Annotated in this window: 16 protein-coding genes and 2 riboswitches; of the genes, 1 reads left to right on the top strand and 15 read right to left on the bottom strand. The window is 26.3% G+C overall.

Features of this window, described 5'->3' with window-relative positions:
• Positions 1-10: 10 nt before the first annotated feature.
• Genes E0D94_RS05780 through E0D94_RS05765 form a run of 4 tightly spaced genes read right to left on the bottom strand, consistent with a single transcriptional unit; the run spans position 11 to position 3,646 of the window.
• Positions 11-664, bottom strand: a complete 654-nt coding sequence (locus tag E0D94_RS05780; RefSeq protein WP_130806336.1) for an esterase/lipase family protein — start codon at positions 662-664, stop codon at positions 11-13.
• A gap of 7 nt (positions 665-671) precedes the next feature.
• The gene (locus E0D94_RS05775; RefSeq protein ID WP_130806335.1) at positions 672-1,991 is read right to left on the bottom strand and encodes a glutathionylspermidine synthase family protein; all 1,320 of its coding nucleotides are present in this window, start codon (positions 1,989-1,991) and stop codon (positions 672-674) included.
• Positions 1,984-3,303, bottom strand: coding sequence for a glutamate-cysteine ligase family protein (locus tag E0D94_RS05770; RefSeq protein WP_130806334.1), 1,320 nt, complete (start codon positions 3,301-3,303; stop codon positions 1,984-1,986). The genes E0D94_RS05775 and E0D94_RS05770 overlap by 8 nt, the downstream gene beginning before the upstream one ends.
• A 13-nt stretch (positions 3,304-3,316) precedes the next feature.
• A complete protein-coding gene (locus E0D94_RS05765) occupies positions 3,317-3,646 on the bottom strand; it encodes a tRNA-binding protein (RefSeq protein WP_130806333.1) in 330 nt (109 codons plus the stop codon).
• A gap of 110 nt (positions 3,647-3,756) precedes the next feature.
• On the opposite strand from E0D94_RS05765, the gene E0D94_RS05760 reads away from it, so the two are divergent.
• Positions 3,757-5,373, top strand: coding sequence for an amidohydrolase (locus E0D94_RS05760; RefSeq protein WP_130806332.1), 1,617 nt, complete (start codon positions 3,757-3,759; stop codon positions 5,371-5,373).
• Between the two features lie 9 nt (positions 5,374-5,382).
• Here the strand turns inward: E0D94_RS05760 and E0D94_RS05755 are convergent, their stop codons facing one another.
• From E0D94_RS05755 to E0D94_RS05705, 11 genes are all read right to left on the bottom strand, one after another.
• Entirely contained in the window at positions 5,383-6,780 is a 1,398-nt protein-coding gene (locus tag E0D94_RS05755) for an MATE family efflux transporter (protein ID WP_130806331.1), read from the bottom strand.
• 108 nt (positions 6,781-6,888) lie between these two features.
• Entirely contained in the window at positions 6,889-7,635 is a 747-nt protein-coding gene (locus tag E0D94_RS05750) for an exodeoxyribonuclease X C-terminal domain-containing protein (RefSeq protein WP_130806330.1), read from the bottom strand.
• Positions 7,636-7,683: 48 nt separating this feature from the next.
• Positions 7,684-8,187: a DUF421 domain-containing protein gene (locus tag E0D94_RS05745; RefSeq protein ID WP_130806329.1), complete on the bottom strand. Its 504-nt coding sequence runs from the start codon at positions 8,185-8,187 to the stop codon at positions 7,684-7,686.
• A 134-nt stretch (positions 8,188-8,321) separates the two neighbouring features.
• Positions 8,322-8,819 (bottom strand): hypothetical protein, encoded by a 498-nt coding sequence (locus tag E0D94_RS05740; protein WP_130806328.1) that lies wholly within the window; start codon positions 8,817-8,819, stop codon positions 8,322-8,324.
• Position 8,820: 1 nt separating this feature from the next.
• Positions 8,821-9,219, bottom strand: coding sequence for a DUF4430 domain-containing protein (locus tag E0D94_RS05735; RefSeq protein WP_130806327.1), 399 nt, complete (start codon positions 9,217-9,219; stop codon positions 8,821-8,823).
• Between the two features lie 88 nt (positions 9,220-9,307).
• Positions 9,308-9,453, bottom strand: a riboswitch (adenosylcobalamin (AdoCbl) riboswitch).
• A gap of 41 nt (positions 9,454-9,494) precedes the next feature.
• Positions 9,495-12,509, bottom strand: a complete 3,015-nt coding sequence (locus E0D94_RS05730; protein ID WP_130806326.1) for an efflux RND transporter permease subunit — start codon at positions 12,507-12,509, stop codon at positions 9,495-9,497.
• A 116-nt stretch (positions 12,510-12,625) separates the two neighbouring features.
• Positions 12,626-13,303, bottom strand: a complete 678-nt coding sequence (locus tag E0D94_RS05725) for a hypothetical protein (protein WP_130806325.1) — start codon at positions 13,301-13,303, stop codon at positions 12,626-12,628.
• An 85-nt stretch (positions 13,304-13,388) separates the two neighbouring features.
• Positions 13,389-13,928, bottom strand: coding sequence for a BsaA family SipW-dependent biofilm matrix protein (locus tag E0D94_RS05720; protein WP_130806324.1), 540 nt, complete (start codon positions 13,926-13,928; stop codon positions 13,389-13,391).
• A 29-nt stretch (positions 13,929-13,957) separates the two neighbouring features.
• A riboswitch (cyclic di-GMP riboswitch) is annotated at positions 13,958-14,035 on the bottom strand.
• Between the two features lie 48 nt (positions 14,036-14,083).
• The gene (locus E0D94_RS05715; RefSeq protein ID WP_130806323.1) at positions 14,084-14,623 is read right to left on the bottom strand and encodes a signal peptidase I; all 540 of its coding nucleotides are present in this window, start codon (positions 14,621-14,623) and stop codon (positions 14,084-14,086) included.
• A gap of 31 nt (positions 14,624-14,654) precedes the next feature.
• On the bottom strand, positions 14,655-17,039 hold the full coding sequence (locus tag E0D94_RS05710; RefSeq protein ID WP_130806322.1) for a vWA domain-containing protein: 2,385 nt from the start codon (positions 17,037-17,039) through the stop codon (positions 14,655-14,657).
• A 188-nt stretch (positions 17,040-17,227) separates the two neighbouring features.
• The gene (locus tag E0D94_RS05705) at positions 17,228-18,460 is read right to left on the bottom strand and encodes a BTAD domain-containing putative transcriptional regulator (protein WP_130806321.1); all 1,233 of its coding nucleotides are present in this window, start codon (positions 18,458-18,460) and stop codon (positions 17,228-17,230) included.
• Positions 18,461-18,549 lie beyond the last annotated feature (89 nt).

Genomic DNA, 18,549 nt, shown 5'->3' with positions numbered 1-18,549 from the left:
AGGTGATTATTTATATCCTAAAACGACCATTTTCTATGAAACTTGAAATATATTTTGCTGTTTTTCTTCTTTTATGAATTTCAAAATGATTGTATGGTAAAACAATAAAGTCATCAATATCTTCATATTTAACGGAGTCTACACTTACTTTACCATCATTTTCACTTTTAAAAAATGGTCTTGTAATGATTCCAGGTTCATTCCCTGCTATTGCTCCTATATTTATATGAGTACCGTCTAATGAGCTTATTTTCTTTACACTTTCAGGATGTAAAGAATGTAGTGTTTTAAAAATTCGTGGAATTATATAGAAATATTCAGTAATAAATTCTGCTAGTTCATTACCAGTATTAGGCGTAGCTATTAATATTATTTTATCTATATATTTTGAAAGTTGAGGGTAATCTATTATTAATTTTCTTATAACAAGTCCCCCAGTACTATGACCTGCCAGTGTTACTTTTTCTTCGTTTTTAAATTTCTTAGTTTTATCTTCCAAAAATATTTTAAATTCTTCAACTGCCTTATCTATTTCATCAAAAGTAAGTGGAAGGTTTACACAAATAGCATCATATCCTAATTCCTTCATATACTTTTTTAGTCTTCTCATATCCCTATGAGTTCTAAGATAGCCATGTACCAATACTATTTTTTTTCCACTCAAATTATCACTACTTTCTTATATGAAGTGTTGGTAAAGTATACCCATCATGAATACCAGATATTATTGACTTTTTGCCTACACGTGAATATACTCCATAGAAATTCTCATTATATATATATAACCCTGTAATATTTTTAAAGTATCTTTCTGGTTTTTCTGATTCAAAGTCAATCATTAACGTTTCTGGAGGATCAAAATATTCTTGTAATAAATAGTTATTATTATTATTTTCTTTAATTAGCTTTTCCCATTGTTGTTCACTATAATCCTTACCTACATATACTCCTTTTGAAGCATATAAATCCATTGGTTTTATTATATAATTGTCTTTATTTTTAATTACTTCATTAACATCTAAATTATCTAAAATAAGCTCCTTAGTATATGGAATATGCCTTTTGATAAATTTTCTTTCATTTTCATCTAAAATTTCTAGAGTTTCATTCTCTTGTAATATTTTAAATACTATTTTATTATGAATTATTTGTGATTTTATAGGTCCTATTATTTCTGTTTTTCCTTTTTTTATTCCTTTTATAAAATCTTTTATTTTATCTTTATTGTCTAATAGATCTTTTGTTACAAGTCTTCTATATACTATATCAATTTTTTTATTTTTAAAATATAAATATCCATCTTCATTATATTCTAACTCATCTGGACTTATTATTTCACACCACAATCCTCTTTTTCTAAATCTATCTCTAAACTCAATAAATTCATCCATTGAAGATTTACTTATAAAGTCCACAATAGCTATAGAAGGTTTTTCTTCATGATGATTCTCCATATAAACATTTAAAATTTCATCAATCCATGTTTCAAATAATTCAAATGGATGAAATTCATATTTTTCTCCAAATTGTTTTGCTGATTTTGTCTCTAAATATATACGAGATAATTCTCTTTCCTCATTCATAGCAGATGTACCATCTGTATTTATTTCACAAAATTTAAAATCACCATTGTAATCATAAAATATATCGAACCTTGCCATAGGAAAAGGGGAACTATAGTTTGTAGGTAAAAGTATAAGTTCATTTAACCAATCAGGAAATCCAAACTTTTTCCTATACTCAGGATCATTTAAAAATTTATCTATAATCTTTTTAAATATTTGGCTCATTGTTTTTGTTAGTTTTTTAAAATTTTCTATATCATTATCCGTATAAAATTTAGGCATATATAAAAAGGGAACTGGTTCCCCTTTATACGTTGCTTTAGAATTTCTTACTTTTTCTTTCATATCAAAATAATCTTTTCGATATTCATCAATATTTTCTAAAATCATATTTCTATATTCTTTGTCTACTATTTTTCTATTCATTTTTTGCCCCCAAAACTATATCATTTAATATATTTTCTTTTATTGCTTGATATAATCCATTATTTATATTCTCTTTTATATTCATAGCGGGTGTTTTTTTCTCCATTATTAATTTTTCCAATGGTATTAAATATCTTTTCTCATATTCATTTAATGAATTATAAGCTAAATTATATATTTTATTTACTATATTATTTAAATTAAAACCTTCTATGTCCGCATTATAACCATATTCCATTATTCTTTTTTTAATTATGCTAATTTTTTTATCATCAAAATTCTTAAAAACATCTAATAATTCATCTATATTTGAATCACTATACATTATCCCCTTAACAAGTGCAACCCCTGCTAAATTCAAAGGAAAAGGTACTGAATCCATCATTCTAATCTCTATAAATCCTTTAACTCTAACATCTGGAAAAAACATAGTTAGTATATGTTCAAACTCATCTTTTGAAGTATTATCTATATCAAATATATCTTTTGTTTTTTTATCTTTAGTAAATATAAATTCTCCTTCTTTTTTAACGATTATTGGAGGATTATTTAAAATATATTTTGCATAATCACCATATCCAAAATCTTTATCTAGCGCACCAGTTACAATTTTTGATCTATCATTATCACATTTATTCCATATATCTGTTCTAAGTATATTATTAGGATAGATTTCCTCCTCAAATATAGGACTGTTATCAAACATTAAAGAAAGTATAGGAGATAATAAATTTGAAAGTCTAAATTTCCTTTTAAAATCTACTTCATCTCTATAATCTATTGCAACTTGAAGAGCTGCAGTACCTTTCATCATATTATGTGCATATTTCCCTTTATCTTTAAAATATTTTGACATATATTTATATCTTTCTTTTGGAATAAATGGAATATCTTCTATTTTACTATTTGGTTGATATCCCATACATACTATATACTGATTTTTCGTTTCAAGTATAGGTACTATATCATTTAAAAAATTCATATAAATGTCTTCTATTTTTTTGATGTCTTTAAAAGGATTAATACTTACTTCAAACTGCGCTCCTGGTTCTAATGTTATATTTATATCCTTTTTATAAAGTCCCATAAGATAATTATCAGTATAAACTTCATTCCAACCTTTTTCCTTTAACTTAATTAGAGTATCTTCCACTCCTTTTTCTCCAAAATATGGAATTGATTTCAGCGTTTCTTTATTTATTATAAAATGCTCAAACTCTGCACCTATTTTCAATTCTTCTTCTTTTGTATGATTATTATTAAAATACTCTTCGAAATACTTAATTTGTTTGTCTATAAAAAAACTATCCAACTTTACACCTCATTTAACCCAATTTATCTCCTTTTTCTGTTTCTTTATCTGGAGATATTAACACTACACCATCTTTAGTATATACCCCTAAAACTAATACTTCAGACATAAAATTTGCAATTTGTCTTTTTGGAAAATTTACTACTCCAAGGACACTTTTCCCCATTAAATCATCAAGTGAATATTTTTCTGTAATTTGAGCACTAGATTTTTTTATTCCTATTGTTTCTCCAAAATCTACCCACAATTTATATGATGGATTTCTTGCCTCTTTAAATTCTTCTGCTCTTGTTATTTCTCCCACTCTTATATCTAACTTTAAAAAATCATCTATATTAGCCAAAAAAATCACCCCTATCATTTCCTTCTATTATACCAAAACTTATAGTTAATAGAAAATATTATATATAAATGATAGAATATAATTAAATATATTTTGTAAGGAGGAAAGTTATGAATAAGATTTTTGTCAATGGAAATATAGTTACAATGGACTCAAACCAACCTAAGGTGGAAGCAATATATATAGAAGATGATATTATAAAAAATATTGGATCAAATAAAGAAATCTTACCTTTAAAAGATGATTCAACGGAAATAATTGATTTAGAAGGAAAAACTATGTTACCTGGTTTTAATGATAGTCATATGCATCTTATAGATTATGGATTAAGTTTAAGTAAATGTTCTTTAGTAGATGTTTCTAGTGTAGAGGAATTAATCAATAAAGTAATCTTTTTTACAAAGGATAATTGTAGTGATTGGATTTTAGCTGAAGGATTTAATCAAGATAAATTCAAAGATAAAAGACTTCCTAATAGATATGATTTAGATAAGATTTCAACTGATAAACCAATATTTATTACTAGGACTTGTTTACACCTTGGTGTAGCAAATTCTAAGGCTCTCCAATTAGCTGGTATTTTAGATAACACTCTTGAAGTAAAAGGTGGAAAGATAGACTTAGACAATAATGGAATTCCTACAGGAATTGTAAAAGAAAATGCTATGAAGTTAATTACAGAAAAAATACCTACTCCTTCAAAATCAGAAATTAAAAACCTTATAGTTAAAAGTGCTAATATATTATTATCTAAAGGTATTACAAGTATCCAAACAGATGATTTCAATAGTGTAAATGGACTGGATTATAAAGATATTATAAAAATATATGAAGAATTGATAAATGAGAACAAATTACCTATTAAAATCTATGAACAATGTAGGATAACTACAATAGATAATTTAAATGACTTTATAAACAATAATTTTAATAATTATAATAGTAATGAATTTTTTAACTTAGGACCAATAAAATTATTTACAGATGGTTCCCTTGGCTCAAGAACTGCTAATTTAAGAGAACCTTATAATGATGACAATTCTACTAAAGGAATTTCTATTTGTGATCAAAATGAATTAGACGAAATTGTTATGAAATCACATAATATAGGATTAAGTGTAGCTATTCATGCTATAGGTGATAAAGCAATGGATAAGGTTTTTAATAGTATTAAAAAAGCTTATGCTAGAAATCCAAGAAGAGATGTTCGTCATGGTATAGTTCATGCACAAATTACAGATGAAAAATTGATAAATGAATTCAAACTTTATGATGTTATTGCATATGTTCAACCTATATTCTTAAATTATGATGTACATATTGTAGATGATAGAATAGGAAAAAACAGAGCTAAAACAAGCTATGCTTATAAAACTATGATGGCTAACAATATAAAAATATCATTTGGTTCTGATTCACCTGTAGAAAGTTTTGATGTTATGAAGGGAATCTATTCTGCAGTTACACGTTGTGATTTACAAGGAAATCCTAAGGGCGGATGGTTACCTAAAGAAAAGATTTCTATAGAAGACTCAATTTACAACTATACTATGGGGGGAAGTTATTGTAGCTTTGAAGAAGATATTAAAGGAAGTATTTCAAAAAATAAAAAAGCTGATTTAGTAGTACTTGAAGAAAATATATTCCATATTGATAAATCTAAAATCAAAGATATTAATATCTCTATGACATTTGTTAATGGAATATTAAAATATAAAAATAACTGATAATTAAATTTAATTATCAGTTATTTCTCTACCTATATCTGTTTGTTCTTTTTTAAATGTTTTTTTATAGAATATAAAAAATGTTATTGTAGTTGATAATGCTGCTATTATATCAGCAACTGGCTCTGCAAGTAATACAGCAAATAATTTATCATCCATAAAGTTTGGAAGAATAAATATAAGTGGTATAAGAAGTATTATTTTTCTAAGCAGTGCTAGGATTAAAGAAATTTTAGCTTTTCCAAGTGCAAGAAAAGTTTGTTGAAATGCTACTTGAGCACCAAATGCAAATATTCCTGCAAAATAAATCCTTATACTCCATGTAGTCATACGTAATAATTCAGGATCATTATTAAATATGGAGACAAATACCTGTGGTATAATCATAAGCATTGCCCACATGATTGTTGTATATGAAAAGCACAGTTTTGCCAAAAGAATAAAAGTTTCTTTTACTCTTTTTATATTTTTAGCTCCAAAATTATAACTTATAATTGGTTGTGCACCTTGTGTTAATCCCATCATTGGTAATATTATAATTTGCATTATACTGCTCATTATTGTCATTGCACTAACTGCAATGTCTCCACCATAGTTCATAAGCATATTATTTAAAGATATTAAAACTAAACTTTCTGTAGACTGCATTATAAATGGTGATACACCTAAGCCCATTGTTTTTTTAATTATATTAAAATCTGGAACCATATATTTTTTTCTTATTTTTAGCTTTGTTTTTTTCCCAAATAAAAATACAAGTACCCATAGAGCAGAAACAGTTTGAGAAATGATTGTTGCTAATGCTGCACCTTTTACTCCCATATCAAATCCAAATATAAATATAGGATCTAATACAATATTGATTATTGCACCTATTATTACAGTCATCATTCCAAATTTAGCAAAGCCTTGTGTATTTATAAAAGGATTCATCCCTAATGCAATTTGAACAGCAACAGTACCAATGGCATATATACTTAAATAGTCAAGCGAATAAGAAATTGTTGTTTCACTTGCTCCAAAAGCCCAAAGTATCGGTTCTTTAAATATCAATACAATTGTAGTTAGTATTAAGCCAACAATTACAACACTAGAAAAACTATTGCTTACAATTTTTTCTGCTCCATCATTATCTTTTTGTCCCATTTTTATAGCAGCAAGAGGTGCTCCACCCATTCCTACAAGAGAACTAAATGCCATAACTATCATAATTATAGGAAATGCTACCCCAACTCCTGCCATGGCTATTTCACCATTCTCAATTCTTCCGATATAAATTCTATCAACAATATTATATAATAAATTAACTAATTGAGCTATTATAGCTGGTAATGATAATTTTAATAATAATGAAGACACTTTTCCTTTTCCTAAGTCTACTCCTTCTTTTTTTATCATCTTAATCATCTCCGTTAAATTTATAAAAGCGGGTCTAAAATTTTAGACCCACTAAATAAATATTATATACCTATTTTGATTATTTTAAAAGTTAAATTTATTTTATAATAATATTGTTTATTCTGGAGGTAATTTATTGCCTTTTTGCTGAACCTCTTCTGTGTCAAAATCAGGTGATAAAATTAATTTACAAGCTCTAGATATTCCATCATCTCTTGACTTTTCAGCAAGCCATCTAATATAGCCCTTATCTTTATTGTAAATTTCACCAAGTGTGTTCCCATTATATTTTCCAAATGTAACTTTTATATTTTGAGCATCGCTTAATGTCATAGTCTCTACTCTTTCTTCTTCTTCAAATTGTGTTATATCTTCCATATCTTGAGTAAATATATCTGAAAGTGAAGCAACTGTCAATGTTGCATCAACAAGTGCTCTTTTTTTAGCCATTTTAAGACAAGTATTTCCTAACATATATACATCTTGTCTACCACCTAGATATTTTCTCTCTCTACTATTAGAATGACCTAGACCTTCTGTAACTATTTTTTCATTTTTCTTCAATATAGATTTTACACTAAATGCAAAAAAGCCTTCCTCGTAATTTTGTACTTTATCAATTATTTCATATTCACTAGATATTCCTAATAACATAAGTATTTTTTCAGCACCAGGTTTCAATAGAGAAGGTTTTGATGAACCATAAAATGTTTTGCCATAATCATGTCCTTCAACAAGTGTTTTTTGTATTACTTGTTGAAATCTATATATCTTTTGCATAGAATTTTCAACATTTTCTATATCCATATTTTCTATAATTGATAAAGCATAATTATCTTCTTTTACTTTAAAGTCATCATTCATATTTTCACCACCTTGTTTATTTTAATTTATCCAATATTTTTTTATTTATTACTTATATGATTCAATTTGTTCCTTATCTTTATTAGGTATATTAGTTATCACTGATAATTTACCATTAGGTTCTAATACGACAGCTGATATTTGAGATAAAGTTAATCCTTGCTCTAACCTAACTTGCTGTATTATATCATCTTTTGTAACTCTTGTTTTCTTGAAATTTTTTTCTAAAAATTCTCCATCATAGTATAAAAGAGTAGGACTAGATTTTAATATTTTAGTAAATTTTTTAGAATAAACCGATATCTTTGACATTATATATTGCATCATAACAAGTGTTAAGATAGCTGTAAGACCTTCAAATAATTCTGTAGAAGAAGATAATAATGTTGTTGAAAAAATAGATCCCATTGTTATTGTAACTACTAAGTCAAAAGCATTTAGATCTGCAAGTGTTCTTTTTCCAGATATTCTAAGTATAAAAACCAAACTAATATAGAAAAGAACTGCTAAAATTATAATTTTAAATATTTGATTCCAATTTTGAAAAAACATATATTCACCTCTATATATTTACCTATTTTTTATTTATTAGATAAATTATAAAAAAGATATTAAAAAATAAAAAATCTCTCTCTTATAGAATATATTCCCTATGTAAAAGAGAATAAACTATAAGAAAAAGATTTTTAGTTAAATCTAGCACCTTGTTTCTCTATAATATTTTTTATAGGCTTAAATAATATGAGTACTAATATAAAGTTTGAAAAGCCATGTATAATATCAAATAATAGACCTCTTATCCAATAAGTTATTCCATAACCGACTCCATAGAATACAGATTCTGTTAAAGCAAAAAACAAACCGAATGAGAGACCAAATATACCAGCCAAAAATGCATATATATATTCATTTTGAGTTTTATTACTAATAATTGATGTTATTACAACTAATATTGGCCATATCAAATAATAACCTATCAGCCAAGTGTTAAACCCCCATAAGAATATTTCAGTTGTAGAAAATATTATTGAAACCAAAATAGCTTTTTTAAACCCAAAAACTGCAGTATAGATTATAAAAAGCAAAGTAACAATTTCTACATTAGGCACAAAGGATAATGCCATTTTAGATGCAGTTAAAGTGGCACTTAATATAGCGATTAATACAAGATCTCTTACTTTCATATTAATAATTAGTTAACTCAAATTTATATTTATCTCCATCTGTAAGTGGTATTTCAGCTACACCTGTTTCTGCATCTTTACCATTTACTTGAATTTGCCAAAATTCTTGTTCACTTTCTTTTGCTTCATAATCCATCATAGCAGTAACCATTTTTCCAAAATCTGAATCTGTAAGAGTTACACCAATCTCATCTTTATTGTTTTCTAATAAATCTATTAAATATTCATCATCGGTGTTATAGGTAAATGTCTTATCCACATTCTCTTTTTCATTTATTACCTGTATTTCTACTTCTTTAGCTCCTTCTACTGATTCTGGAGATAAAAAAGTCTGATATGCAAATACAAGCCCTAATGCTAAAACTAAAGCTATAATAATTATTAAACTTTTTTTACTCATTATAATTCCTCCTTATATTTATGTATTTAATGTATCTAAAAAAACCCTTCCACTATGAGAGTGGAAGGGTTAATAAAGTCATTTTATATACCACACCACTTCATTTCCACGTGAAGTTTTAAGTGATTTTATATAATTTAAGGTATTCCGACTTAGTATATATTTATACCATACGGTGGCGGGACCGTACAGGAGTTTAACCTGTTTCCCCTCAAACTATACTTCATATTATTTAACTAATTATATAATACTACAATTAATATAAAAAAGCAATTTTAATTTTCTTTTACAAGACTATTATATGCTATTGGTATTACAACAAGAGTAAGAAGTGTTGAGAATATAAGACCTACCATAAGTCCTACAGCTAGTGGTGTGAAAAATGAACTCCCAGATAAAACTAATGGAATAAGACCTATCACTGTTGTAATACTACTTAATAATATTGGTCTTAATCTTTTTTTCGCTGATTCTATACAAGCTTCTTTTATACTTCTTCCCTTCTCCCTCTCTCTATTTATATATTCTATTATTAGTATTGCATTATTAACAACAATACCTATAAGACTTGCTGCTCCAAGTCCTACTGTAAATGTAAGAGGTAGTCTAAATATAAAAACTCCAAAAACTACTCCTATTACAGATAATGGTACAGTTATAAGTATTATAAGTGGTTGAAGTATGGATCTAAATTGAAGAAGTAATATTAGGTACACTCCTACAAGTGCTATAAGTGCAGCTATACCAAGACCACTTAAATATTTTCTAAATATTTCTTTTTCTCCTCCAAATGTAACTTTAATATCATCTGTTTTTTTATTATCTATTATTTCTTCAACTTTACTTTGTTCTACTAAAGTAGATTTATCAGGGTTTACTTCAGCTGTTATTTTGATAAATGGCTTTCTATTGAATCTATTTAATTCTTCTGACCTAGTATCCTCTTCCATTTCTACTACATCTTTTAATACTAATATTTGTTGACTATTAGGAGATTTAATAGGTATATTTTGTAATTCATCTATGGTATTTGGATTGGCATACAACAAAATATTTTTACTTTCATCATCTATGTTAACTTCCCCAATCTGAGTTTTATTCAATGCAAGGTTCACTTGTCTTTGTATATCATAACTTGTAAGTCCTAATATTGACATTTGTTCTTTATTTGGAATAATCTCATATTCTTCTATTATAGAGGGTTGTTCTAAAGTAATGTTATATAAGCTATTCATATCATTCATTTCTTCTTTTATATTATTTGCTACATTTTCTATATCTTTAAATTCATCGGCAGAAAGAGTTATATCAATATCAGGTCCTGGGTTTGTAAGTGCAAGTAAATTAACTGTCGCTGTTCCACCTTCTATTTTATCATTTAGCTCATTTTGAAGTTCATATGCAAAATACTTCTTATTTTTATATTCAGCAATTTTTTCTTCATTAAATCTAAACATTACTTGCCCTAAATCAGGCGATTTAAAATACGGAGGATTTGTTATATAAAATTTAGGTATTGGTCCTCCTATTGATGATGTATATTCATTTATATAATCTCTATCATTTAATACTTCTTTTACGTCTTCTACAATTTGTTGTGTTTGAGCTATATCATTTTCTTCTGCGTTTATATCAATATATGCTATGTTATTATCTGCATAAGGAAATACTTCAAGTCTCATGTTTACCAGCATAAAACCTGATATAATTATTAATACTAATACTATAAACAAAGTAGTTTTAGTATATTTCATGCTTTTTAAAAGTGTATTTTCTAATAATCCTTTAAAATGTTTTCGATTTCTTGCTTTTCTATGACTATTTTTAAGAAGTAAACTTGCAAGTACAGGAGTTACTGTTATAGAAACTATATATGATGCAATTAAAGCTATAATAACTACTTGTGGTAAAGATTTTGCAAACTCTCCTGCCTCACCTGGTAATGTTATAAGTGGTGCAAATGCCATTATAGTAGTAAGTGTTGATGTAAGTACTGGAATACTTGATTCTTTAGTTCCTAAATAAACTGCTTCCATAATAGATATATTTTCATCTAATTTTACTTGTATTGCATCAGTTATAACTATTGAGTTATCTACTAATATACCAAGGGATATAATAAGTGCTGCAATAGATATTTGTTGTATATTAATATTTAAAAATGACATAGATATAATAGTAAGCATTATAGAAAGTGGAATAGTCACTGAAACTACAAATGCATTTTTATAACCCATACCTATAAAAACTACTATAAGTACTAAAACTATTGCTTGAAGTAAATTTATTATAAAGTCATTTACAGAATTTTTAACATCTTCTGGCTGAAATATTATTTTATCTATTTGAGTATTTTCATCTAATTCTTTTTCAAATAGAGAAATCACATCATTTATTTCTTCTTCTGCTAATAATATATTACTATCTTTATCAAAATAAGATGTAATAAGTACAGATGAGTTTCCATTATGCATAAATATTGTATCATCGGTATATTCGTATTTTATTTCAGAAATACTACCTAGAGTTATAGGCGCGTTTGTCTGTGGATTTAATCCTAACACTATCTTCTTTATGTCTTCAATACTATCTTCTTTATTATATGAAATGCTTATATTACCTTCTTTTGTTTGTAAGCCTCCTAATGGTATGTCAATGTTTTGGGCTGTTAAAATATCGTTTATATTTTCCAAAGTTAGGTTTGCAGACCTTAATTTTTCTAAATCTATATCTATTATTATGTTTTCTTCTAATATACCTAATATATTAGTTTCGTTTATTTGCTCTATATCGTTTAATTTTGATTTTATATCTGTTGATAGCTTTTCAATATTTTTCATTTCGTTTATTTCATTATCAGAAGTATTGATACTTAACATTACACCTGTTGTATTTATAAGATCTGTATCAAGTGAGGGAGATTGAACATCACTTGGTAATTCTATAGTTTCAAGTTCTGAACGAAGTACTTCCCATTGTTTTTCTTTATCTACTTCATAGCTAAGTTGTACTATTACTAACGACACATTATCTCTAGAAACAGATTGTATCTTTTCTACACCATCTATGCCAGTAATAGCATTTTCTACATGTTCTGTAATGTCTTCTCTAACTTCTTCAGTCCTAGCTCCTGGATAAATTGTTGTGATCATACCTACTGGACTAATTGCTTCTGGATTTTCTTGTTTTGGCATTTCAAAATAAGTATATACTCCAAATGCTATTATTGCTAAAACAAGTATTATTACAAACTTTCTTTGAAATAATGCTGATTTTATAAGTTTATTCATATAGATCTCCCTCTCATTGAGTTTATATGTAATTATATACCCTTATATAATATGATAATTACTCAAATATTAAAAGTAATTTTACATAATAAAAATAGTCTGATTCTAAATCCAGACTATTTTTTGAATTTCAATATTATTCCTATTAATAAAGAACTTATTCCTACTCCATATAATAGATATGGAATCATTTCTCCTGTTTGTGGCATCTTTGGTGTATAAGTAACTCCATCATCAACTACTTCTTGTTCATCTACTACTTCCTCATTTGGTCCATCATATTCACCTAATACTCTTTCAGTTTGTGCTGTAAAAATCCATTTTACATCTACTTTTTTACCTTGAAATTCATTTCCAGTTTCAGGTCCTGGAAGTTTTACAGTAGCATCAAGTTTTTGAACATCTCCCATTTCTAATTTTCCTAAATAAATATTTTCTTTTGCAAAATTATTCATAGAACCTTCAAATATTAATTCTCCATCATAATTAATTTGAAGAATAAGTTGATTTAATAAATCTACACTATCTATTTCACCAATTCTTTCTGCTTTCATATATAAATTAAAAGGATATTCGTAATCATTTTTTAATGTTATTGAACCTTTTTTAATGTCTCCAGGATTTAAAATTTGAAAATCAAAGAATTTTTCTCTAGAAGATTCTATAACTAATCCTAAATCTTTTCCTATTATTTCAATATCATCAGCATAACTGTTATTAGATACTATCAACATTGTAAAGCTTATAAAAAAAGTAAATATCATTACCAAAATAAATTTATAGTTATTTCTCATATCACCTGCCTCCTCCTTTAAATTTATTATAAAGGCATATGTTCTTATTCCATATGCCTTTATTTATTATTGTACATCTTAATTATTAGTATTCTTCTAATCCTGAAGGAAGTGACGTCAATCCCCAAACATCTTTATATGCATCATTTGATGCTTGAACTGATTCTGCTTTTACATTTAGTGTAAAAGTTGCACCTTGATAATCATTCCCTGTCTCTTCACCTAAAAGCTTAACACTATCTAATAATTTACTTGTCTCTTCATTTTCTTCTAAAATATACTTGTAATAATACCATCCATCATGTAATATCCAATCATTACTATTTATCATTAATTCTACATTATCTATTGACATTTCATTACTCCAAGTAGGTGTTAATTGAACTCTTACATAAGTCTTTTTAGTTCCTTTACTAATTACAGTTACATCTTTATTTGTTTCATCTCCAGGGTTCCAATTAGTTATATTTTCAAATCCATTTTCATTAACTTCTATATCTACCGTTCCAGCTTTAAAAGTATTATCAATTGCTTCTGGTGTGCTTGTAAACCAAGCCATTGTTCCTCCTATTGCAAGTATAGCTATAGCTACTAATGATAAAGTAATTATTAATCTTTTTTTCATTTACAATACCTCCTCAAATTTTTAATTGATTCGGTAACTGGCTGCCATTTAAAAGGCCCTTTAGTTTTGCGTCCTCTAAGTTTACCTAGAGTTTGCCCTTATCGTTTAGAACTTATTTGACTTAAACTTTTAATAAATTTAAATTGATTCACCTCCTATAAAGACTTCTTATTAACTTGCTTTTTTATATAAATAAAAGTTAAAATTATTAAAAGAATTATTGATATAATAAAATATATATTAGTCTTCAAAAAATTCAATATATATCCTATTATTGGTATGCTAAATATAACTTTTCCAAAAACATCTTCTCCTCTTACAACTAATGGGTCTGGAGTTGTATTTGCATCACCTTTAGTAACGAAATTAAATTCTTCTTTTTTTTGTATATCAACTACTCTATGAGTTACTAGTGATTGTGTTGAACCTTTATAAGTTATTATGTCATTTGTTTTTATATCTTTAGGATTAATTTGTTTTACTATTATTAAACTTCCCACATTTATAGTTGGATTCATGCTTCCACTCTGTACTTCATATATTTTATATCCAAATATAGAGGGCTGTTCTCCTTTAAAACGACTTCTCACTGTAACTATAATCAAAATTACAGTTATAACTAATACCATATAAAGGAATATATTTTCTGTAATTTTAAAAATATTCTTAATTTTATAGTCATTATGTCCCTCCATATTTTCATCCCCTCATATTATAGATATTAAGTTATTGTTCTAGCTGAACTTTAAACTTATTAGGCTTTTCATCATCATCATAAAACCAACTATCATTAATTCTTTTATTAGTTATAGTAACTGTTTGATGAAGATTTTCAGAACTTATAGTAACTATTTGCTGACTATAACCTACTAATTCATAATTCATAGGTACAATTTCATTAATATTGTAATTTCCTGGTTTTAAATTTTCTATAGTTTTCGTTTCTCCTTCTTTTATATATAATGCCCATTGTTTTTCTTCAGGTCCATCTATCCATATAGAAAATTTGGTACTAGGGTCTTCATTAATTACTATCTTTTCTATTGTTATACTTCCCCTTATTACCTTTACCACTATTTCATCCTCTGCTATACATGCACTACATCCTTCTTCACCATATTTATCTTTTAATACTAATTTGTAAGTGGTATCTTCATTAGGACTTACTTGAGGATTAGCATCATATGATACCCATGTTGGATCACTACTACTAGTCCAAATATAAGTATATGGTGGATGACCAGAGTTTATCTGAATATTATCTGCAAGATTAACAGTGTCACCTGTCATTTCTAAATCTGGTCCTAAATCTACTTTTAATGGTTCTATTACATCTACTTTAGGTACAGGAAAATCTTTAGTCTTTTCTTCATCATTTACATCTATATAATTTAATTTTGCCCAATCATTTGTAGGTATATCATTTCCTCCTTCAAATGAACATTTAGCTTTTATTTTATATGTTAAAGTTGTTTTTTCCGTTATTGTTCCGGCATTCCAAGTAATTTCATGAGTATTTTCATCATATGTTGCTTCATTACTTGAAAGACTTCCTTCTACATATACAAAGTTATCATTAATTTTATCTTTTACTACTGCATCTTTTGCAATAAAATTTAAATTTTCTGATATTTCATTGTATATTTGTGTCAAATCTGCTGCTGAAAAAGTTTCATAATATCCTGAATCTTGAGCTTGTTGTAATACACTTCTGGCAACTCCTAAACTTTGTGCTGGTACTCCATTTAACAATCCTACTGTAAATACTCTAGCTACATTTTGTGAATTTTGTCCTTCATTTATAGCAGCTTGTGCATGATTATTTATATAAGTAGGTTCACTAGGACCATACCAATTACCAATACTTACTGTAGGTACTCCATCTGTTAAAAATACTATAGCTTTATTTGCTTCTGGTCTAGAATTATTAGCCATAGTAATTCTAGCTGTTCTAAAACCCGCTTCCGCATTTGTTCCTCCATTTGCAACTAATGAATTGATTTCATTAGATATTAAGTTATAATTATTGGTAAAATTAGTATCTAATGTTGCATCATTTATACTACCCCAACCATATATGCTTCCTGAATATGCATACGATACTAATGCTACTCTACTGTTAGGATTTTGTAATACTGTCTGAGAAAAACTTTTAGCTGCATTTTTAGCATAAGTTATAGCTGAACCATCATTCATACTTCCTGATCTATCTATTACAAGTATTACATCTATTGGTTTTTGTGGTATTTCACCATCAATTTCTAATGTAACTAAATATTCTCTACATCCTTCTACACTTTCAGCAGTTTTATCCACTGTTATTGTATCTTCAAATTGAGGATCAGGATTTCGATAAGTAGATAATGCACTAAATATACTACTTTTAGCAATGCTTTCTTTAAATAACTCATCTAAAAATTTTTGATACTCTTTAGGGAATTTTTCAATCTCATGTTCTTCAATAAATGCTGAACTAGAATTCTTTTTCTTTATTATTTCTGGTTTTAATAATTTAACTTCCACTTTTTTATTTTGAGTTATAGATTCATTATTAAATTTAGTGCTTACTATAAATGTATTTACTTTTACTCTTCTTTCTAATGAAGAAAATTTATTATAAATGGTCTTTATTTCTTTTGTTTCTCCAATTTTTAATAGTTTTATATTTTGATTTAAATTTGTAATACTATCCTTTACTATTACATTTTTCAAATCTACATTTCCTTCATTTTTAACTTGAACTGTATATACTATATTTTCCCATGGCTTATATGAATTTTTATCTGTCTTAATTTCAAGTGATAAATTAGCTTTCAACATTTCTTTTTTTTGTTCCTTTTCTTCTGGTTCTGGTTTTGATTTTGTATTTTCTTCTAGCTTCTCTTCTGGTTTTGATTCTTTAGGATCTTCTTTAGATTTATCTTCTTGAGTTAATGATTCATTTTTTATATTTTCCTTATTTAATGGTTCTAAGTTTGATTCTTTTTGGTTTGATTCTTCCTTTTGAACCTCTTCAGAATCACCATAAACTATAGGTAAAAAACCATTTACAAATACTAAAGATAAAATTAATATATATATAATTAAACCTTTGTTGCGAAAATTCTTCATCTAAACTTTCACCTCCATTATTTATTTTACGTTATTATAAAGATACCCTAGTATAATTTTAGAGTAAGTTCAAATAAGTTTTATATTGATTTTTTATGTATTATATATTAATTTTTTATGCATTACATTTTAATTACAAAATAAAATAACATAAAAAAACTTCAGAATAAAATCTGAAGTTTTTAAATCTATATAATGCTATTTGAAATTTTATTAAATTTAAACTCTAAATTACAATTACCTTTTAAATACTTTCTAAACTGCTTTTGTATTCTATCTTCTATTAAATATAAAAACTCTGATTTTATTTCTGTAATCATTATAATTGCTTGATCTTCATTCCAAAATGTTATTACATCACCTTTTCTTAAACTTTTTAACAAAATAGCTTTCAATACATTTCTTGATTGTTTAAGATTATCTGTTGTTCTTTTTTTATGATTTAAAGTGATTAAACTAATATAAGTGTCTACATTTCCACGTATACTTTTTCTTTTTTCAAGATTATATAAAAACTTGAAATACTCTAAATCACAATACATAGCCCCTTGAACCTCACTATCCTTTAATCTTTTTTCAATAAAATATAAATCTGTTATTATTTTTTCTCCATTTGCTATTTGTAATTTCCTATATAAATCCTTCATTGCAATTGAAGGTTTCATATCATAATCTTTATACATTTTATAGGTAGTATACTCATAATAACTCAAAGCATGCTTAATTTGACCCATTTCCTTTAATGCTTCCATATAATATATATGAAATGTTTCATCAAATGGTTGTATTTCTATAACCTTTTCACATATATCAGCTATTTCTTTAAACATACTATTTTCTTTATATATACTTATTAATTTATTTGCTGAATGAATAAATATTCTATTATATCTATTTCTAATAGGTATTATCCAATCTCCACAACTACATTCTCCCATATATTCACCAATATATACTTTTAAAGCTTTTTCATAATAATTAGCTGCTTTTAGAGAGTTTAAATTCATCATATTAGCTTTTTCGATGCTTAATTCAAATATATCATTGTCTATTTTTAAGTTATCACTTATCTTTAATATGTAATATCCATTTATAAATTCTATATCAAATAATAATTCATTTATATTAATTTGTCTTTTTATTTCTTCTATAAACTTTCTAAGTCTAAATATTTGAGTTCTTAATACATTTTTCAAATCATCAGATTCATTATATTCAAATAAATTTTCTATAATTATTTCTGGGAGCAATTTTTTGTTTTTATAAGAGATGAAAAATTTAAGTAATTCTAAAATCTTATATCTTCTACCTAATCCTTCAATTATAGATTTATTACCTATACGAATATCAAAATCACCAAAGGTAAATATTTCTATATCATTTTCATAATCATGATTCAATTTTTCTCCCTTTTCAAACATCTTTATTTCCTCCTAGAATCTATTTTGTTATTTAGTTTATTTACCCTAACATTAAATTTATTAACAATTTTTAATATTAAACCTATAAA

Source organism: Senegalia massiliensis (genome assembly GCF_900626135.1).
Lineage (GTDB): Bacteria > Bacillota > Clostridia > Tissierellales > SIT17 > Anaeromonas > Anaeromonas massiliensis.
Note: the sequence above shows the minus strand (reverse complement) of the source record. Positions and strands in the feature narration are given on the sequence as shown.